At 59.6% G+C, this 18,643-nt stretch carries 17 protein-coding genes; 8 read left to right on the forward strand and 9 right to left on the reverse strand.

Translation table 11 applies throughout. From position 1 onward, the window contains the following. Positions 1–188 precede the first annotated feature (188 nt). The gene (locus tag JTP94_RS16390; RefSeq protein ID WP_204852358.1) at positions 189–395 is read right to left on the reverse strand and encodes a hypothetical protein; all 207 of its coding nucleotides are present in this window, start codon (positions 393–395) and stop codon (positions 189–191) included. A 468-nt stretch (positions 396–863) separates the two neighbouring features. Between JTP94_RS16390 and JTP94_RS16395 the strand changes: the two genes are divergently transcribed. Both JTP94_RS16395 and JTP94_RS16400 read left to right on the forward strand, forming a co-directional pair. After that, positions 864–1,658, forward strand: coding sequence for a class I SAM-dependent methyltransferase (locus JTP94_RS16395; protein WP_204851550.1), 795 nt, complete (start codon positions 864–866; stop codon positions 1,656–1,658). Beyond that, entirely contained in the window at positions 1,658–2,200 is a 543-nt protein-coding gene (locus tag JTP94_RS16400) for an AAA family ATPase (protein WP_204851551.1), read from the forward strand. The genes JTP94_RS16395 and JTP94_RS16400 overlap by 1 nt, the downstream gene beginning before the upstream one ends. A gap of 90 nt (positions 2,201–2,290) precedes the next feature. Here the strand turns inward: JTP94_RS16400 and JTP94_RS16405 are convergent, their stop codons facing one another. Then, on the reverse strand, positions 2,291–3,490 hold the full coding sequence (locus JTP94_RS16405; protein ID WP_204851552.1) for an MFS transporter: 1,200 nt from the start codon (positions 3,488–3,490) through the stop codon (positions 2,291–2,293). 386 nt (positions 3,491–3,876) lie between these two features. Here JTP94_RS16405 and JTP94_RS16410 point away from each other — a divergent pair, with 386 nt between their 5' ends. Then, positions 3,877–5,436, forward strand: a complete 1,560-nt coding sequence (locus tag JTP94_RS16410) for a DUF4070 domain-containing protein (protein WP_204851553.1) — start codon at positions 3,877–3,879, stop codon at positions 5,434–5,436. A 468-nt stretch (positions 5,437–5,904) separates the two neighbouring features. Then, positions 5,905–6,147 (forward strand): DUF1127 domain-containing protein, encoded by a 243-nt coding sequence (locus JTP94_RS16415; protein WP_204851554.1) that lies wholly within the window; start codon positions 5,905–5,907, stop codon positions 6,145–6,147. A 217-nt stretch (positions 6,148–6,364) separates the two neighbouring features. Here JTP94_RS16415 and JTP94_RS16420 read toward each other — a convergent pair whose 3' ends face one another. Beyond that, complete coding sequence (locus JTP94_RS16420) at positions 6,365–7,396, reverse strand: class I SAM-dependent methyltransferase (RefSeq protein WP_204851555.1); 1,032 nt, start codon at positions 7,394–7,396, stop codon at positions 6,365–6,367. Positions 7,397–7,600: 204 nt separating this feature from the next. On the opposite strand from JTP94_RS16420, the gene JTP94_RS16425 reads away from it, so the two are divergent. Further along, complete coding sequence (locus tag JTP94_RS16425) at positions 7,601–9,589, forward strand: bifunctional diguanylate cyclase/phosphodiesterase (protein ID WP_246755020.1); 1,989 nt, start codon at positions 7,601–7,603, stop codon at positions 9,587–9,589. A gap of 41 nt (positions 9,590–9,630) precedes the next feature. Then, positions 9,631–10,017 (forward strand): ester cyclase, encoded by a 387-nt coding sequence (locus JTP94_RS16430; protein ID WP_204851556.1) that lies wholly within the window; start codon positions 9,631–9,633, stop codon positions 10,015–10,017. On the opposite strand, the gene JTP94_RS16435 is transcribed toward JTP94_RS16430, so the two are convergent. The 4 genes from JTP94_RS16435 to JTP94_RS16450 form a co-directional block, all read right to left on the reverse strand. Beyond that, the gene (locus JTP94_RS16435) at positions 10,012–11,226 is read right to left on the reverse strand and encodes an MFS transporter (protein ID WP_204851557.1); all 1,215 of its coding nucleotides are present in this window, start codon (positions 11,224–11,226) and stop codon (positions 10,012–10,014) included. The two genes, JTP94_RS16430 and JTP94_RS16435, sit on opposite strands and share 6 nt — an antisense overlap. Before the next feature lie 297 nt (positions 11,227–11,523). After that, the gene (gene pcaF / locus JTP94_RS16440; protein ID WP_204851558.1) at positions 11,524–12,729 is read right to left on the reverse strand and encodes a 3-oxoadipyl-CoA thiolase; all 1,206 of its coding nucleotides are present in this window, start codon (positions 12,727–12,729) and stop codon (positions 11,524–11,526) included. Further along, on the reverse strand, positions 12,729–13,499 hold the full coding sequence (locus JTP94_RS16445) for a CoA-transferase subunit beta (protein ID WP_204851559.1): 771 nt from the start codon (positions 13,497–13,499) through the stop codon (positions 12,729–12,731). Before JTP94_RS16445 ends, pcaF begins: the two co-directional genes overlap by 1 nt. Before the next feature lie 10 nt (positions 13,500–13,509). Further along, the gene (locus JTP94_RS16450; protein ID WP_204851560.1) at positions 13,510–14,370 is read right to left on the reverse strand and encodes a CoA transferase subunit A; all 861 of its coding nucleotides are present in this window, start codon (positions 14,368–14,370) and stop codon (positions 13,510–13,512) included. A 131-nt stretch (positions 14,371–14,501) separates the two neighbouring features. Between JTP94_RS16450 and JTP94_RS16455 the strand changes: the two genes are divergently transcribed. Next, positions 14,502–15,257 (forward strand): IclR family transcriptional regulator, encoded by a 756-nt coding sequence (locus JTP94_RS16455; RefSeq protein WP_204851561.1) that lies wholly within the window; start codon positions 14,502–14,504, stop codon positions 15,255–15,257. 233 nt (positions 15,258–15,490) lie between these two features. Here JTP94_RS16455 and JTP94_RS16460 read toward each other — a convergent pair whose 3' ends face one another. Then, positions 15,491–16,378, reverse strand: coding sequence for a helix-turn-helix domain-containing protein (locus JTP94_RS16460; protein WP_204851562.1), 888 nt, complete (start codon positions 16,376–16,378; stop codon positions 15,491–15,493). 113 nt (positions 16,379–16,491) lie between these two features. Here JTP94_RS16460 and pobA point away from each other — a divergent pair, with 113 nt between their 5' ends. Continuing rightward, entirely contained in the window at positions 16,492–17,664 is a 1,173-nt protein-coding gene (gene pobA, locus JTP94_RS16465) for a 4-hydroxybenzoate 3-monooxygenase (protein ID WP_204851563.1), read from the forward strand. 7 nt (positions 17,665–17,671) lie between these two features. On the opposite strand, the gene pcaQ is transcribed toward pobA, so the two are convergent. Next, complete coding sequence (gene pcaQ, locus JTP94_RS16470) at positions 17,672–18,598, reverse strand: pca operon transcription factor PcaQ (protein WP_204852299.1); 927 nt, start codon at positions 18,596–18,598, stop codon at positions 17,672–17,674. Positions 18,599–18,643: the final 45 nt, after the last annotated feature.

Below are 18,643 nucleotides of genomic sequence, written 5' to 3' on the forward strand. Positions count from 1 at the left end.
AAAGTCGCGCCAGTGGGTGCTCTCCGGATTTCCTCCCCCAGGAGAGCACGCACCTGATGCATTTGCGAGTGTTGGCTAAAAATTGAAAATTGCAATGCCTGCAACCTCTGTCGCTTATGGAAAACTGTGCGTAAGGCATCGGGAAATGCGCTGAATTGTGTAGCAAATGCCGTCAACCCGCTCAGAGACTATGAGATTGCCGGGATCGCGCCAGAAGCGGCGCACTTTCTGAATGACAGACCGATCAGGTGTGCAATTGGCTCATCATCAAAGCCGATAAGCTCGGAGCCATAGCCGATCAGTGCTGCGGAATAGCAGAGTTCTGGCGCAGTCTTACTCAGCCAGGGCCGAACGATATCGTTATAGAAACCGCGTGATAACTCGATCCCCTGCATGACTTCCCCCCGTGGTCTTAATACCATCACGATTGGAACACAGCCGCCTCAAAGGGCCAACAGAATATAGCCGGTGCATAATTCAAGAATCTTGCACCGCTTTTCTGGCTCTGCAATTACAATAGCTTCAACGGTTCGAAAGTCAGGCGCAGTTCAGTGGCCGCTTCGGGTCGACAGGTGACTGCGCCCTCGACTGGAATGCGCCAAAGGCGGATACCACAGGTCGCCCCCCAAGCGGGGACTGAGGTCTGTCATGGACCAGCTTTCTTCTCGCGGTATAATGGCTATCGTCGGCTCGATCGTGTTTCTCGCCGCCGCGCCGGGCATGTTTGGCGTCTTCATCCCGTGGTACACGACCGGGTGGCACATGTACGGGCCGCTGCTCGGTTTGAGAGGGCGCGCTGGCTGGGCGGCTGCCTCGAACGGCCTCCACAGGCGGCCATCACGAATTTCGGTTTGGAGGGATAGGTGATGGCTGAAAAAGCAGCATTGAATTTCGCAGACTTCTATGATGCCGAACTTGCTCGCCACAACGCGCATTTTCGGGTCGCCGCCGCGGTTGGGCGATCTGATTGTGTGCTCGATATTGGTTGCGGCGGCGGACAAACCACACGTGACGCCGCTCGTGCTGCTGAAACAGGACGAGCGCACGGAATCGACCTGTCCGTCGCGATGCTGGAGATTGCCCGTCGGCGCAGCGCCGAGGAGGGGTTACCCAATGCTACATTCGAAGTGGCGGATGCACAGAACTATTTCTTCGCAGAAGGAGAATTCGACCTTTGCATCAGTCGATTTGGCGTCATGTTCTTCGCCGATCCGGCGGCGGCTTTCGCCAACATCGCCAACGCCGTACGGCCGGGTGGGCGTTTCGTCTTCATGGTCTGGCAGGGCGGAGACCGCAATGAGTGGGCTACGGCCATACATGAGGCGCTTAACCTGGATTCAACCGGTCCGATTGCGGTCAGCAAAGCCTTTTCGCTGAGCGAACCCTCGGTGACGTCCGGACTGCTCGAAACGGCCGGGTTCACTGCCATCGAGTTTAGTGAAATCAACGAGCCTGTGTTCTACGGTCTGGATCCTGAGACTGCATTGGCGACTGTTCAGACATTTGAAAATGTCGAGAAGGCTCTCAGTCGCCCCGCCACGACGGCCGAAATACGGGCGCGGCTGCTCGACATGCTGGAGGCGCACCAGACGCCCCGCGGAGTTCAGTTCGATTCGCGCGCGTGGCTGATCACCGGTCGCCGGTACGGCGACAGGTAATGGGCGTCAAAAACTATTTGGTCGAAGGCGTTTCCGGCACCGGCAAAACCGCGGTGGCTGAAGAACTGCAGCTGCGCGGCTACCACGTCATCCACAGTGACCGGGAGTTATCCTATCTAGGCGATCCCGAGACTGGTGAACCCCTGGATAGGTTTGCCCACGAGACCGTGACGGACAGCGCCACATGGGAGCACAAGCACCACATTTGGGATGTAGACAAGGTCAAATCCGTGGTCGCTGATCAACGCAACGCGATCTCCTTCTTCTGCGGCGGCTCTAGAAATTTCACCCGCTTTATCGATTTGTTTGATGGGGTCTTCGTCCTCGACGTCGATCTCGACACCTTGAACCGGCGGCTTGTCCAAAGACCAGAAGACGAGTTTGGCGGAAAACCGGGCGAATGGGAGCTGATTGCGCGATTGCATGCAACGAAAGAGGATATTCCGACGTGTGGTGTCGTAATCGACGCCACAGCGCCGCTCGCCGTCGTTGTCGACGAGATTCTCTCGAAATGCAGAGAGGGGGACCAAAGGCCCCGCTAGTCTCGGCGGCACGCGAGAAGGCGCTGGCCCGACGCGTCGCTCCCGCGTGCGTTATTGGTGATTTCCGCACAGCGTGATTGTCGGCCCATATCATGCCGTTTGCATCCGCAGGCGTTGCATGGGCGGGAAGGCAAGGGCAATGGCCGCCGCGCCCAGTCCCACCATGGACGAGCCGATGAAGAGCCAGGAATAGTTGGCGAACGTATCGAATATCCAGCCGCCGATCAGCGGCCCGGCGGCCATGCCGATGCTCGATAACATCGAGGCGGCGCCGAAGACCGTCCCAATGACACGCTGCCCGAAATATTCCCGCGCCAGCACCGCATAAAGCGGCATGACGCCGCCATAGGCGCTGCCGAAGATCACCGCCAGCGCATAGAACTGGCCGAGTTCGCTGACCAGAAGGTAGGTGGCAAGTGCTGCCGCCTGCACCAGGAGACCGGCAACCAGAACCGGCTTGACGCCCAGCCGGTCGGCGAGCGTGCCGTAAAGGAGGCGGCCACCGAGACCCGCCAGCCCTTCGACGCTATAGATGCTGACGGCGGCCATCGGCGTGACGCCGCAGATCGTCGCATAGCTGACCATGTGAAAGATTGGGCCGGAATGGGCCGCGCAACAGGCAAAGAAGGTCGCCCCAAGGACGATGAACTGCGGCGAGCGGAAGATCCGGCCGAGCGGCAGGCTTTTTTCCTCTGTCGGCCCTTCCGCGGCGGCGGCGTCGGCAAGGGCAGGTGCGCTTCGCACCAGCAGCGCGGCCGGTATCAGCAGCGCCCATGCCAAGATGCCGATGACCATCATGGCAAAGCGCCAGTCATAGGCCGAGATGAGATAGCGTGCGAAGGGCGATACCGTCATCGGCGCGACGCCCATGCCGGCAGACACCAGCGATACGGCGAGGCCTCTGCCCTCCTCGAACCACGCGGTCGTTGCTGCCATCATGGGGGCGAAAAAGGCGCTGGCAGCAACACCGACAATAATGCCGTAGGTCAGCTGGAACTGAAGAAGCGAGCCGGCTCTGCTTGCCAATACGAGCGCAAGCCCGAGCAGCAACGCCCCGGCCAGGACGACGATCCGCACGCCGAAGCGATCGCTTGCGGCACCCCAGGCAAAGGCACCCAACCCCATGACCAGGAAGTTCAGCGTCATCGCAGCGGCGATACCGGCATGCGACCAGCCCGTGTCGGCAGCGATCGGCACCTGAAAGATTGCCAAGGAAAACATCGCGCCGATCGCGACGCAGCTCATCAGTGCTCCGGCGCCGACGATCACCCAACGATAGGAGGAATTCATCTCTTGCAACTCCTTTCAACCAGCTCGACCCGCGACGTGAAGGATCTCGCATTTATCCCTCGCGTCACCTTTGCAATAAAGACGATCGAGCCTTGGCAATTTCGACATTGCCGCGCTGGAAATTTTTCAATTGGCGAGCGGAGCGAGATTTGCGGGTGGGCCGGCGAGGAGCGCGCAGCGATCGGATGCCTTTCTCCGGACAAGCGGCAGCCCAAAATTGCCGGCCCGTCACCATTGGCATGTTGCCGAGAATTTAATCCTGAGCTCATATAGGGCTGCTAATAATGCCGAAAGAACCTGCTTTTCACGCCGAAGGCAGCTGCGAATGACATACAGCCCTAGTGCATACCGAACCGGATCTTCAAAATCGTGGAGCGGACTACTCAATGGCTCATATCGTCATCATCAATCCGCGTTTCGAAACCTCTTACTGGGGCATGGAACACGCACTGCCGCTGTTTGATGTGAAGGCTAACCTTCCGGTGGCCTGCCTGCCGCTCCTGGCGGCACTGACGCCTGCGGAGCATAGCATCACCCTGGTGGACGAGAATATCGAACCGATCGACTACGGCCTGTGCGAGAGGGCCGATATCGTCGCGCTGACGGGGATGATCGTCCAGCGTTTCCGGATGACGGAGATCCTGACCGAGCTCAAACGACGCAATTGCTTCACCGTCGTCGGCGGGCCTTGGGTTACGGTCAAGGAGGACTATTTCGGCAATCTCGTCGATGTCTCCTTCATCGGGGAGGCGGAGGAGACCTGGCCGAGATTCCTGCTCGAATGGCAGCTAGGCTCTCATGCGCGACGCTACGAACAGGCCGACAAGACGGATATGAGCACGGTGCCGGTGCCGCGCTTCGATCTCCTGAAAATGGATGAGTACGCGGTCGGCAGCATCCAGTTCTCGCGCGGCTGTCCCTTTACCTGCGATTTCTGCGACATCATCGTCGTCTTCGGGCGCAAGCCGCGCATCAAGGCCAGCACCCAGGTCATCGCCGAAATGGAGGCTTTGCTGGCGTCCGGCATGGATACGGCCTTTATCGTCGACGACAATCTGATCGGCAACAAAAAGGCGATCAAGGAGGTTTTGCGCGATGTCGTCGCCTGGCAGGAGCGACATCATTATCCGATGACGTTTCTGACCGAAGCGTCGATCGATCTGGCCGATGACGCGGAGCTGATGCAGCTGATGGTCGACGCCAATATCCGTGTCGTCTTCATCGGCGTCGAGACGCCGAACGAGGAGGCATTGCGCGAAACCAAGAAGCTGCAGAACCTGCGCAAGGGCGGAACGATGCTGGACAAGATCCACGCCGTCCAGCAGACAGGCATGGAAGTCTGGTGCGGCATGATTCTCGGCTTCGACAGTGACGATGCAACGATTTTCGATGCGCAGCGCGTCTTCATCAAAGATGCGCGCATTGTCAACGCCATGATCGGCATGCTCGCCGCTATTCCAAAGACACCGCTCTACGCGCGCCTTGCCAAGGAGGGGCGGCTCGATCACGACGATCCGCCTGCCTTCGGCACGAACGTCATTCCCCTCAATCTCTCCCGCGAAACCCTGCGGGATGGATATCTCTCCGTCTTGAGCGACCTGCATGAGCCGGCCGCCTATTTCGACCGGCTGGATGCGCTCTATATCGATGCCCGCATCGAACCGGAAAGTACCCGCTTACGTCATCTGCGTCGTCATCCGCTGCGGCTGCTCGCTCTCAACGCAACATGGGCGCTCGAAGCAATCGGCATTTTCATCAGATTGATGCGCCGGGTGAAGGAGGCGGACCTGCGCGCCACTTACCGACGGCGGCTTCTCAAGCTGCTGTGGCATCGCCGTTCTCCGGTGATCCTGCAGATCTATGCGATCAAGTGCGCCATGCATTACCATGCCCATATCATGGTCCAGCAGATGCGCACCGGCGGCGGTATCGTCAATTCGTTCTAGCGGAGCCCGGAGATCCAAGATTCCCGATCTGAAGACCGCCATTGCTTCACGATCCCTGGCCATATTCATTAGCCGACTAGATAATAGAACGTTCTCGTTGTTGCATCGATGCAACACATAAAGCGGGATGCCTGCAATTCGAAATTGTAGGGTTGCCGATTTGGAGATCTTGCGTATTATACACTTATCCGCAAATCAAACAGAGGAGGCGTCAAATGCATCATACACGAATGTTTACTTACGTCTCTGGCGGATTGATCTCGATGGCCTTGGTGTGTGCAGCACCAACCGCACGACGATCCTTTATTTAAAGCCGTAAAAGGCTTTATCTACCGCCCTTTAGGCGTTTTCCCGTTAAACCGATGTGACTTGCTGACGGAATGATTCGGTGCGTTTTCCGCGCGCCTGCTCCTCAAGCTGGTCGAGCTTCAAGAGGACCTGGCCGCACGACCGCGCCAGGAAATAACAATGACGCAATCACAATTACTAGTTGCTGATACCTTAACGGCGACCGTCAACGAACTGTATCAGAAATTCGGCGCATGGAGAACTGCGCGTGCCTTGTTGCTTGTCGCCTGGAGGCAGAGGCAAACACGCATGCAGGTTGCCGAGCTGTCGAATTACCAGCTTCGTGACATCGGCCTTCCCGAGCGAGAGGATAACCTGGGTCATCCCAATTTCCTGCCGCCGCATCTGCGCCGCTTCGGTTAGACCGGAACCGCAGGCGAGGCTATGCCGAGAAGGTCATTGAACGAGAGCGGGCACCCTAGCTTGTCAAAAGGGTCTCGTACTGAGAAACACAGTGGGGGAGGACTATCTGTACTCCCCCATTGACCGACTTTGCATTGCACCCGTTCGTATCCAACAACCGGTCGCGATGTTCTCGCAGTGCGTAAGCTTGATGTTACCGCTCTGAGAATCCGGCGTTCTAAACGGTCAGAACCGCGTAGATGACGCCGCCGTTTTCACCGCGCGTGACGGTACTATCGGCAAGCGGGTGCTTGACCTTGTCGATGATCGACAAGACGTCTCTTTCGGTTCGCCATATCAGCGGCCAGTTCATGAAGGTTTCCATATAACCTTCGACGCCGATGTCTTTTGCGAAGTTCGCGAGAAGAAACTTGCCGCCGGGTTTCAGCATCTGCAGGCAGCGTTCCGTCAGTTTCACGGCAACGTTTTCCGCCAGATAATCGTAGAGCCCGGCCGCGTAGATGAAGTCGAATGTCCCGAGCTTCTGCGCCCGTCCGAGGATCGTGCGAACGGATCCGTTGATCGCCTCGACACGGCTTCCATGGTAGTTTGAGCTGACGGTCCCGACGCTGATGGGATCCTGATCGAGCGCGACCCAGCGCTTGAGCCTATCGCTTCGCAGGGCATGGGAAAGCTCTGCCTCGCGAAGGTGCCCGGCGGCGATTGCCAGGACTTCCGCATTGCTGTTTGCGGCAGCCAGCTCATCGACATGGGCTGCAAGAATGTCACGTCTCTCCCGCACGGCCACCGCGGATGCCGCTCTCCGGGTGAAATCGTAAACTTCGGCGCCGAGCGGCGATGCTTCCTTCACCTGTGCGGCAACGGTCGGATGTTCGTAGATGAAGTCCAGCAGATAGGCATCGCCGCTGTAGCCCCGTGGCTTCTCGAATGACCATCGCGTCAGGGGATCCTGGAGCAGAAACGACGTGACGGGGTGTGTCTGCGCAAGGGATGCAAGGCGTTCCCAGACCACAGGCGTCGACTTGTTCCTCAACGCCTGCAGCCGCTCCGTCAAGGATTTCATGATGCCTTGAACGGGCGAATTGGCCTCGAATGCCTGTTGCGTCAGGGACAGAATAAGGGCGAGTTCGGCTTCGCCCTCTTTGAGTTGTTCGGTTGCAAGATTGTTAACCGATGATCTCGTGTGTTCCGAGATGGACTGCGTTGTAACAAGGCTGTAGCCGTCGAGAGCAGTTTGAAATTGTTTCAATTTTAAATGATTCCGTGAAGACTACGCAAACCATATCGCACATAAAATTTGAGCGCTATGGTTTTGTTAATTTCGCTGCGTCAACGCTGTCGCTACCAAACGGACTAGATTGGCTGCCAGTTGAGGCGACCGATTCGGTCCGTCGCGCGACGCAAAGGTCAAGCGGTAGACATGAGGTCTTGGCTAACTCGGGTGATGATGAGCATGCGTCGATTGTGGGGGGGAAGCGATTTTGAGCAGGGGGACGCCCGCCGGTCGAGCCCCCCCGCCGGACTTCGCGCGCTCTACAAGGATTACAGCAACGAGGCGCGTCGTGCATTGGCGCGCAGCGGCCTGTGGCTTGCGGTGCCCGTCTATCTTCTGTTCGTGGTCACGGATCTGATCTTTATTCCCGACGTCTCGCACGTGACCATTCCGGCCCGATTCTTCATCGGCGGCATCTCGCTCCTGGTTCTGGAAATCCAGTTTTCGCTTCAACGTCGCGCGGGAGAGCTCGAGGCGACCTGTGCCGCTGCCGTGGTTTTGGGCTGCATCGTGTGGCTCGTGCCTGCGCTAGGCACCGTCCATGCCGAAGCGTTCTCCTATTATGCCGCTTATGGCGCGATTTTCATGATGGGCGTCAATCTGTTCTTCAGTCTCGAATTCGGCCTTGCGATAGCGTCGTCGGGCCTGATCTTTGTCAGCTTTCTGTTGTCTCTGATCGTCTTTCACTACAGCCCCACTTACTGCATGGCTTTCACCACCTTTTATCTTTGCTGCTTCGTTTTCACGTCCTATGTGAATTGGAAGTTGAACAAGGAGCGCTTCAACGTCTTCCTCAATGCGAGGGAGGCCGAATTGCAGCAGCGCCAGGCCACCGAGCGCGGTGAAGCCCTTCTGCGCCTGTCCATTACCGATTCCCTCACCGGCATGGAAAACCGAAGGGCCGCCGATATCCGGCTGAAGCAATTTTGGGACCGCTGGCGCGAGGAGAGGGCTGCATTTGCCGTTCTGCTCGTCGACGTCGATTTCTTCAAGAAGTACAACGACTATTATGGTCACCAGGAGGGTGATCATTGCCTCGTCACTGTCGCCAATGCGTTGGCGGACATCGTTGCCCCCTTGGGCGCGACCGTTGGGCGATATGGGGGTGAAGAGTTTATTGTTATCCTCGATGTGGAGCACGGTGCTGATGCGTTGGGCTTGGCGGAAGCCATTTGCCGGGGGATCGAAGCCCTCGACATAGTCCATGCCCAGCGGCTCGACGGTTTTCCGCATGTAACGGTGAGCGTGGGGGCGACTGTCACCAGAGAAGTGGTTGGCGCAAAGCTTGAAAACGTCATCAACGAAGCCGATCGGGCGCTTTACTCGGCAAAGGCAAGCGGGCGGAACTGTGCCCGGCTGTTTGATCCGAACGAGCTTCCGGGTGGCGATGCCAGCGAAAATATCGCGGCCATACTGAAGATCGCCCTTCCGCAAAACCTCGTCTCTCTCGTCTATCAACCCATACAGTATCTTGAGACCGGCGAGATTGGCGCCTACGAGGCCTTGATGCGCATGCAATTGCTCGATGGCTCGAACTCTCCACCCAGCGTCTTCATTCCCATAGCCGAGCGCACGGGCGCCATCATCGATTTGGGATACTGGGCGATCAGGACGGCATGCCGGGAGTTGTTGTCGCGTGATGTCGTCGAGACCGTGAGCATCAATGTTTCTCCGATCCAGCTGAGAGCCCCAACCTTTGCCGCGCAGGTTGCCGCCATTCTGGCTGAGACGGGCGTTTCGGGACATAGGGTGGCGTTCGAGATTACCGAAGGCGTTGATTTGGAGATACGTCCCGACGTTCTCAGCGGCATCCACGATCTCAAGAAGCTCGGCATCAAATTTTGGCTGGACGATTTCGGGACGGGATTTGCCGGCCTATCCTGGCTTCGTCTGATGGAATTCGAAACCGTCAAGATCGACAAATCGTTCCTCCACGATGCCGTAAACAGCACCAGCGCCAGGGTTCTTCTTGAGGATATCGTCGACTTGGTGCGAAATCGCGGACATAAGATCCTTATCGAAGGTGTCGAGGACGACGAACAGCTCGACCTCGTCAAATCCTTTGGAATCGATGCCGTTCAGGGATACCATATCGGGCGGCCGGCGCCGCTGCTGAAGCATTCGATGGCCATGATCGCAGGCCGTCGTCGTCGGCAGCTATCCGCGTAAGGATCGATGCTGGCGCCGCAGCACCGGCGGAGGCAAGGATCATGACGAGCGCGAACCTATCTGACATTTACCGAGGCTATATTGACTGCCTGAACCAACAGGATTGGTCGAATTTGGGTCGCTTCGTCCATGAGGATGTGGATTACAACGGCAGCCGCATCGGCTTGTCAGGTTATCGAGAGATGCTCAAGCGAGATTTTCTCGCCATTCCCGATCTTCATTTCGATATCCGCCTGCTGGTTTGCGAACCGCCCCGGGTCGCGAGCCGTTTGCATTTCGATTGCACGCCGACAGGGATGCTGTTTGGCCTGCCGGTGAACGGCAGGAAAGTTCAGTTTACCGAAAACGTCTTCTACGAGTTCGTGGGCGGACGGATCCGTCAGGTCTGGTCGATCATAGACAAGGCTGCTATCGCCGCGCAGCTATAGGGCCACCGCGCTCTTGCGTTCAAGGCGAAGGGCTATGAATCCCGCGATGAAGGCGGCAACGCCACTTGCGACGATAGGGCCGAAATAACTGCCGGTGCGATCGAAAATGAAGCCTGCGGCAGTGGGGCCGATCAAGGCTGCGATTCCCACTGCCGTATAGAGATATCCGAGGACTGCGCCGATGCGGCGCGTGCCGAACAGATCGGCAGCGACGGCCGGATACAGGCCGACGCAGCCGCCATAGCTCATGCCGAACGTTAATGCGAACAATGCCAGCTGGATCATGCCCGTTGCCGATGCCCATAGGGCAAACGACCCGGCGACTGCAAATGTCAGCGATGCCAGCAGTCGTCGACGACCGAGGCGGTCCCCCAGGCCGGCCAGAAAGAAGCGTCCGATGACGTTGCCGACGCCGATAAGGCCGACAAGGGCGGTTCCGTCCTGAATCGAAAGACCCATGTCCTGCGCGGCGGCGACGATATGGACGTAAGGGATGAAGGTGCAGAAGGACGACAGAATAAGCACGATGTAGAAAAGACAAAATCTGCTATCGCGCCATAGTGTGAGAGCATCTGCATGGCCGTCACCGACCGAGGGCCGGCTCGTATTGTCACGCCTTTTGCGGATGAACATCGCAGCCGGCAGGCCGAGACCTGCAAAGACACAGGCGAGCGCGACGAAGCACCCCCGCCAGCCGATCGATGGAAGGGCCTGGCCGACGGCAAAGGGCAGGATCAGCGTACCAAGGCCCAGACCGGCCGTGGCGATACCCGACGCCTGACTTCGTTTGCGGATAAACCAGGACTGCACAACCCCGAGGGCCGGAACATAGGACAGGCCGATCCCAAACCCGACGCCAAAGCCATACCAGATGTAAAGCGACAGAAGAGAGCCGGCACGACTGGCCCCGATATAGCCGAGGATCATCGCCGCCAGCCCCAGCAAAACCAGGCTACGCGGTGACCATCTGTCGGCAAGTGGCCCGGCAATCGCGCCCAGGGAATAGAACAGGAAAGCGGATATGGAAAAGACCAAGGCAGTCTCGCCGCGAGACGCGCTAAATTCGGCAGCAAGCCCTGGGAAGGTAGCGGAGAAGGAGTAGGCCGCTCCGAACGTCACGGCCGTCAGCACATGGGTGGCGGCAACCACCTTCCATCCCTCCCGCGTATCTGCCTCTTCATGTTCACGCAAGACGGCAAGTTCCGACATCATCAATCTCGATAGAGTTGTGCTGTTGCCCAATATGGCTCACGGCACCGCGCGGGAGAAATGAATAGCGCTGATGCTCTTCATTCTTTCCGGTGATCTATCGCCCATACTGCCGGACTTGCCTATTCACGGACTGCCTGCTGAATTGCCACATCGGTTTCGATGAAAAAGCATGACCTGTCCGCCGTTTGCAGCAACGCTTCCGCAGGAAAGGTTGCCGCTGTCTGCTCACCCCGAGCACGATCAAGTTATATTGTCCGCCGACCATGAGGCGGCGGACCTTGGACAATGGGAAAATCAGACGCGTTCGAGCGCGATCGCAATCCCCTGGCCGACGCCGATGCACATGGTCGACAGCGAATAGCGGCCGCCGGTTTCCTTCAGCTCCAGGGCGGCAGTGCCGGTGATGCGGGCGCCCGACATGCCAAGCGGATGGCCGAGAGCGATGGCGCCGCCGTTGCGATTGACGCGGGCGTCGTCATCGGCGATGCCGAGCTCGCGCAGGACGGCAAGTCCCTGCGAAGCGAAGGCCTCGTTGAGTTCGATGACGTCGAACTGCTCCTGTCGCATGCCAAGGCGCGCCAGCAGCTTGCGGGAAGCGGGAATAGGGCCGATGCCCATGATGCGTGGGGGGACGCCGGCGGCGGCTCCGCCGAGTATACGGGCGATCGGTGTCAGTCCACATTTCTTCACTGCTGCCTCGGAGGCGATGATGAGGGCGGCTGCGCCATCATTGACGCCGGAGGCATTGCCCGCCGTCACCGTGCCGCCTTCCTTCTTGAAGGGCGTGCCGAGCTTGGCAAGCGCCTCGATCGTCGTGGCCCGCGGATGCTCGTCCTTGCCGACGACGATCGCATCACCCTTGCGCTGCGGGATCGTCACCGGCGTGATCTCCTTGGCAAGCCGGCCGTTTTCCTGCGCTGCGGCGGCCTTTGCCTGCGAGCGGACGGCAAAGGCGTCCTGATCCTCGCGGCTGACCTTGTAATCCTCGGCGACGTTCTCGCCGGTCTCCGGCATGGAATCGACGCCATATTGCTTCTTCATCAGCGGATTGATGAAGCGCCAGCCGATGGTGGTGTCATAGATCTCGGCATTGCGCGAAAAGGCGCTTTCGGCCTTGGGGATGACGAAGGGTGCGCGCGACATGCTCTCGACGCCGCCGGCGACCATCAGATCGGCCTCGCCGGAGCGGATGGCGCGTGCCGCGGCGATCACGGCGTCCATGCCGGATCCGCAAAGGCGGTTGATCGTCGTGCCGGAAACGGAAATGGGAAGGCCGGCAAGCAAAAGCGACATGCGGGCAACATTGCGATTGTCTTCGCCCGCCTGGTTGGCGCAGCCGAAGATCACGTCGTCGACGGCCTCCCAATCGATCGAACCATTGCGCTCGATCAGCGCCTTCAGCGGCGCGGCGCCCAGATCGTCGGCGCGGACGGAGGAAAGCGAACCGCCAAAGCGGCCGATCGGCGTACGGATATAGTCACAGATAAAGGCTTCGGTCATCAGGCTGCCTCATGGGCTTTCTTGGTGCGGGCGTTGATGTCGCGCAGGACGGAAAGTTCGGTGTCGGTCGGTGGTGGCGTCTCGATCACCTCATCGGCAAACTTGATCGCCCAGCCGCAATTCTCAATGATCTGCTCGCGGGCAACGCCCTTGTGGATCGACACGACAGTCAACTCCTTGGTCACCGGATCAGGCTCGAGAATGCAGAGATCGGTAATAACGCGAGTCGGGCCTTTCGTCTTCATGCCTAAGCGTTCGCGGTGATTGCCGCCTTCGCCATGGCCCATCGAGGTGATGAAGGGCAGCTTTTCGACGAAGCCGCGCTTGGAAAGCGCCATGGTGATGAAGATCTGGCGGCAATTGCTGGCGATTTCCGGCGCGCCACCACCGCCCGGCAGGCGGACCTTGGGATGGTAGTAGGGGCCGACGACTGTCGTGTTCAGATTGGCGAATTTATCGATCTGCGCGCCGCCGAGGAAGCCTGTCGTGATGTGGCCGCCCTGCAGCCAGTAGCGGAACATCTCCGGCACCGCGACGGTGAAAAGCGCGGTATCGCAGAGCTCGCCGTCGCCGATCGACAAGGGCAGCACATCCGGCTTGGTGCCGACGGTGCCGCTTTCATAGATGAGCATGATGTCGGGCGCATGCGTCAGCCGCGCGACGTTGCAGGCAGCCGATGGCGCGCCGATGCCGACGAAGCAGACATCGTCGTTGGTCAGCGCGCGGGCGGCGGCAATGGTCATCATTTCGGTTGGCGTAAAATCGCTCATTTCGACCTCCTTACGCCGATTTGACCGGCTTCTTGCCGGCATATTTGGCGAAATCCTCCGGACCCGCCTTCATCACATATTCCTCGATCCATGCCTGGAAGCTGTCACGATCGCGGGCGATTTCGTCCCAGGCAATGTAGAAGGCGTTGGAACGGGCGTAGTAGCCCTGCGCATAGGAAGGGAATGCTCCACCGGGCACGAGCGCGACCGCGGTCACCGCCCATGTCGGCAGCACGACCGAGTTCGGCGAGGGCGGGTTCAGCTCATCGACGATTTCCTCGACTGTGACGATCGAGCGCTTGGCGGCAAGCACCGCCTCCTTCTGCACGCCGACGATCCCTTCGAGCAGCACATTGCCCTTTCGATCGGCTCGCAGCGCGTGGATGATGGTGACATCCGGGCGGATGGCCGGGACGGCCGCAAGCACCTCCCCCGTGAAGGGGCAGGTCACGTTTCTGATATTCGGATTGACCTTCGGCAGGTCGGCGCCGATATAGCCGCGCAGCATGGCAAAGGGCAGGTTCGCCGCGCCGGCCTCATAGGCGTTGGCCATGGCGGCATGCGAATGCTCCTCGATCTCAAGCGGTTGCGGCCACTGGTTCTCGACGGCATCGCGGAAACGGTGCAGCGAGCCGACACCTGGATTGCCGCCCCAGGAGAATTTCATGCCGCGTGCCGCGCCGACGCCGATCAATTGATCATAGAGAATGTCCGGCGTCATGCGGACCAGATAGAGATCCTTCTTGCCCTGGCGGATGACTTCGTGGCCGGCGGCATAGGGAATGAGATGGGTGAACCCCTCCATGGCGACGGTGTCGCCATCACGCACATTCTCCGCCACCGCCTGCGAAAGCGATAGAATCTTCGCCATAGGGCCTCCTCAACAAATGCTGTCCTGTGGGCGTCAATAAGCGCCTTCGGCCTGACATCGTCAATAAATTTGTGCGTTATTTGACATTTGTTCATATATCGCACAAAATCGTTGAAAATCTGGAGGAGATGATGCGAGAGACCGATTTCGTCAGCGGCTTTGCCAAAGGCTTGAAAGTCATCGAAGCTTTCGGCGAGACACGGCAGCGTCTGACGATCGCCGAAGCATCGAAGCTGACCGGGCTCGACCGCGCCACCGTGCGCCGCTCGCTGCTGACGCTCGCCGAGCTCGGCTATGCCGTCTACGACGGAAAATTCTTCACCCTGACGCCGAAGGTTCTGCGTCTCGGTCACGCCTATCTTGCGGCTACCCCCCTGCCGATCATCATCCAGCCTCATCTCGACCAGCTCTCCGAGCGGGCAAGCCAGAATGCCTCGGCCTCGGTGCTCGACGGCACCGAAGTCGTTTATATTGCACGCGCCTCGCAGCGCCGGGTGATGTCGATCAACCTGACGCCCGGCAGCCGCCTTCCGGCCTTTTGCGCCTCGATGGGCCGCGTCCTGCTCGCGTCCCTGCCGGAGAGCGAAGCGCGCTCTATCCTTGCGCGGACCGACCTCAAGGCGAACACGCCGAACACCAAGACCGAACCGGAGGAATTGATGGCCGAATTTCGCCGGGTGAGGGCGCAGGGCTATGCCGTCATCGACCAGGAGCTGGAAATCGGCCTTTGCTCCATCGCCGTCCCGGTCGAAAACGACCGCGGCCAGACGGTGGCGGCGATAAATATCGGCGCCCCGGCCGCCTATGTCGCCGCTGCTGACATGGTGGAGCGTTTTTTACCTCTATTGAAGGAAACGCAGAAGGCGTTGAGGCTGGTGCTTCCGTAACCTTCACGCTCCTCCGGGCCATCCTCGTCCTTCGAGGGTCATCCTTCGCCAAGCTCAGGGCTCTCGCCGCAGGATGAGGATGGAGCAAGCCTCGTTCTCGATGCGGCTTGCTGCTCTTGGTAACGGAGCGAGAAGATCAGCCCTCATGGAGAGGTGGCGCGCAAGCGCCCTCGAACCGCGAGGGCGGGTGGTTGCCTTTATTTCCCGCCCATCGGCATAGGCGATTGCATGGCTCACATCCCAAGCTTCGCTCGTTCGGTAATGCGCCAGGCGCGGGGTGTCTCGCCAGTCTGCTTCACGAAGAAGCGGGAAAAATAGGCGGGATCCACAAAGCCGAGGCGATAGCTGATTTCCTGGACGGTCGCGAAGGTGAAGACCAGCTCGCGCTTGGCTTCATCAAGCAGCTTGCGCGTGATCAGCTCGTGCGCGCCGTGCCCGGTCTTGCTGCGCACGATGCGGCTGAGATGGGCTGGCGAGATGCCGAGGCTTTCGGCATAGAAGGCGGCCGGCTTGTGCGAGCGGAAATGGCGCTGGATGAGGCCTTGTAGCATCTCCATCCGCCGCTCACTCTCGTCGCCGGCACTGGACCCTTCATCCGCCTTCTGGGCGATGCGCGCCGTCAGCAGAAGTGCCGAGGTGAGGTAGGCTTCGAGCAGATCGTTGCGGCCGTTGCGATGGCTGGCAAATTCCTCGCCGAGCCGCCGCAAGGTGCGCGCGACATAGGCCGCGTCCTCATCGTTGGTATCGAGCAAGGTCAGATGCGGCTCGGCGAGCCACGCCCCCAGCCGGCTGCGGTCACCGGGGGCGGCTTTCAGGTGCGAGATCAGCACGGTGATGACGAAGCCGTCTATGTCCCTGGAGAACTGGAAGCCGTGATTGAGGCGTGGCGGCACGGTGATGACGGCGGGCGGCGTTATGGGATGGGCAATTCCATCGAAGATCGCGTCGCCCGATCCGGCATCTATGTACAAGATCTGAAAGAAACTCTCGTGCCGATGCGGGCGGATCTCCCAGTGATGGAGGCTGCTGCGCGAGGGAATAGTCTCGCAATGCAGCCAGAAATCCGGCTTTTGGCCGGTATTTTCGCCGTAGAGCTCATAGGTCGGCACGGCTCTCGTCATGGCTCTTCTCCTCCACCATGTTCGGTTTGTGCAATTTCTTGACCGAAATGTCCATTGCGGGCCTGCTGCCCGCCGGACAGACTTAGGCGAAAGACCATGCATGGGAGGAAACGATGCGCACCCAAGTCGCCATTATCGGTTCAGGGCCGTCCGGGCTGCTGCTCGGCCAGCTGTTAACGGAAGCCGGGATCGACAATGTCATTCTCGACCGTGTCGGCAAGGACTATATCCTCGGTCGCGTCCGTGCCGGCGTGCTGGAGGAGGGCACCGTCTCGCTGATGGACAAGGCGAAATCCAGCGCGCGCCTGCATGCAGAGGGCCTGCCGCATGACGGCTTCTCCCTTGCCTTCGACGGTCGCGATCATCGCATCGACCTTCATGGTCTGACCGGCGGCAAGCGGGTCGTCATCTACGGCCAGACGGAGATGACCCGCGATCTGATGGCTCATCGCGAGCAAAGCGGCGCGCTCACCATCTATGATGCCGCCAATGTCCAGCCTCATGATTTCGACGGTGCCGCCCCCTATCTGATCTACGAGAAAGATGGCATTTCCCATCGCATCGATTGCGATTTCATCGCCGGCTGCGACGGCTTTCACGGTGTCAGCCGCAAGTCCGTTCCGGAAAAATCAATTCGGAGCTTTGAGAAGGTCTATCCGTTCGGCTGGCTCGGGGTGCTGGCCGAAGTGGCGCCAGTCAATCACGAGTTGGTTTATGCCAACCATCCGCGCGGCTTTGCCCTATGTTCGATGCGGTCGATGACGCGCAGCCGCTATTACATCCAGTGTCCACTCGACGAGAAGGTCGAGGACTGGAGCGACGACCGCTTCTGGGACGAGCTGCGCCTCCGCCTGCCGGCCCATCATGCCGAAGCCCTGGTCATGGCACCGTCCTTCGAAAAATCGATCGCGCCTCTGCGTTCCTTCGTGGCCGAACCGATGCGCTTCGGCCGACTGTTCCTCGTCGGCGATGCCGCCCATATTGTGCCGCCGACCGGCGCCAAGGGGCTCAATCTGGCGGCAAGCGACGTGCATTATCTGTTCTCGGGGCTTGGCGAGCATTATCAGAATCACTCGAGCGCCGGGCTCGAGGCCTATTCGTCCCGTGCCCTTGCCCGGGTCTGGAAGGCGGTGCGCTTTTCCTGGTGGATGACGACGATGATGCATCGTTTTCCCGACACCAGCGATTTCGACCAGAAGATCCAGGAGGCCGAACTCGATTATCTCACCCATTCCCACGCCGCTTCGACCGCGCTTGCGGAGAACTATGTCGGTCTTCCCTTCTGAGCCGATTCTAGAGCTTCTTGCCGACTTCGTTCGCCGCCTCGCGGATCGTCTGCATCAGGATCGACAAGGGAAGGGTCGGGATTGCGTCGGTGCGCACAGTCAATCCGACCGGTCCTTTCGTCTCGCTGGTATCGATCGGCAGCAGCGCCAGCAGGCCGTCATCGACATCGCCTGCAACGACGCCGGCCGAAATGATCCAGATCGCGTCGCTCGCGCGAACGAAGGCGCGGCCGAAGGAATCGGAGACCGTCTCGATCTGGTTGGGGAGACCGCCGGCGCCATTGGCGATGAGGAAGCTCTCGACGAAGGGGCGGATGATCGAGCCGCGCGTCGGCATCAGGATCGTATAGCGGCTGAGATCGGAAAACAGCGATTGCTTTCCTGAAAGCAGCGGATGCCCGGCCCTGACCGCAAAGACCACCTGCTCGGAATAGAGATGCTCGAAGGAAAAGCCGGTCATCTTGTCGGGGCTCGCCAGCCGGCCGACGACGAGATCGAGGTCGCCGATGCGGAGCTGCTCCAGAAGCACGGCGTTTTCGCCGGTGACGATCTTGATGCGGCTCCAGGTTTCCTCCCGGAGAAACAGTTCCATCGCCCGCGGCATGATGCGTGTCGAGACCGTCGGCAGCGCACCGACGCGGATCGCCGGCGCCTCGCCGGAACGCTCCTGCGACACCGAATCCAGCCCCTGCCTGAGGGCCGTAAGGGCCGCGCCGGCATGGCGCAGGAACACCTCGCCATAACGGGTGATCCGGATGCCGCGCCCGTCGCGCTCGAAGACGGAGACGCCAAGCGCCTCCTCCAGCTCGCGGATCGTTTTCGTCACCGCCGGCTGGCTGACATTGAGCAACCCGGCCGCCTTGATCACGCTTTTCTGGCGCGCAACCTCGACAAAGGTCTGCAGATGGCGGAATTTGATGCGGGCGTCGAGCATGCTCATTCATAACCCTGGAGTTATCGTAGAGCAAAGAAATATCAT

It is taken from the genome of Martinezella lusitana (genome assembly GCF_016901135.1).
GTDB lineage: Bacteria > Pseudomonadota > Alphaproteobacteria > Rhizobiales > Rhizobiaceae > Rhizobium > Rhizobium lusitanum_D.

Bases quoted from the DNA above. Each gene is read 5' to 3' on its own strand.
- JTP94_RS16390 (WP_204852358.1), bottom strand. From the start codon at position 395: ATGCAGGGGATCGAGTTATCACGCGGTTTCTATAACGATATCGTTCGG.
- JTP94_RS16400 (WP_204851551.1), top strand. From the start codon at position 1,658: ATGGGCGTCAAAAACTATTTGGTCGAAGGCGTTTCCGGCACCGGCAAA.
- JTP94_RS16405 (WP_204851552.1), bottom strand. From the start codon at position 3,490: ATGAATTCCTCCTATCGTTGGGTGATCGTCGGCGCCGGAGCACTGATG.
- JTP94_RS16410 (WP_204851553.1), top strand. From the start codon at position 3,877: ATGGCTCATATCGTCATCATCAATCCGCGTTTCGAAACCTCTTACTGG.
- JTP94_RS16415 (WP_204851554.1), top strand. From the start codon at position 5,905: ATGACGCAATCACAATTACTAGTTGCTGATACCTTAACGGCGACCGTC.
- JTP94_RS16425 (WP_246755020.1), top strand. From the start codon at position 7,601: ATGCGTCGATTGTGGGGGGGAAGCGATTTTGAGCAGGGGGACGCCCGC.
- JTP94_RS16430 (WP_204851556.1), top strand. From the start codon at position 9,631: ATGACGAGCGCGAACCTATCTGACATTTACCGAGGCTATATTGACTGC.
- JTP94_RS16435 (WP_204851557.1), bottom strand. From the start codon at position 11,226: ATGTCGGAACTTGCCGTCTTGCGTGAACATGAAGAGGCAGATACGCGG.
- pcaF (WP_204851558.1), bottom strand. From the start codon at position 12,729: ATGACCGAAGCCTTTATCTGTGACTATATCCGTACGCCGATCGGCCGC.
- JTP94_RS16445 (WP_204851559.1), bottom strand. From the start codon at position 13,499: ATGAGCGATTTTACGCCAACCGAAATGATGACCATTGCCGCCGCCCGC.
- JTP94_RS16450 (WP_204851560.1), bottom strand. From the start codon at position 14,370: ATGGCGAAGATTCTATCGCTTTCGCAGGCGGTGGCGGAGAATGTGCGT.
- JTP94_RS16455 (WP_204851561.1), top strand. From the start codon at position 14,502: ATGCGAGAGACCGATTTCGTCAGCGGCTTTGCCAAAGGCTTGAAAGTC.
- JTP94_RS16460 (WP_204851562.1), bottom strand. From the start codon at position 16,378: ATGACGAGAGCCGTGCCGACCTATGAGCTCTACGGCGAAAATACCGGC.
- pobA (WP_204851563.1), top strand. From the start codon at position 16,492: ATGCGCACCCAAGTCGCCATTATCGGTTCAGGGCCGTCCGGGCTGCTG.
- pcaQ (WP_204852299.1), bottom strand. From the start codon at position 18,598: ATGCTCGACGCCCGCATCAAATTCCGCCATCTGCAGACCTTTGTCGAG.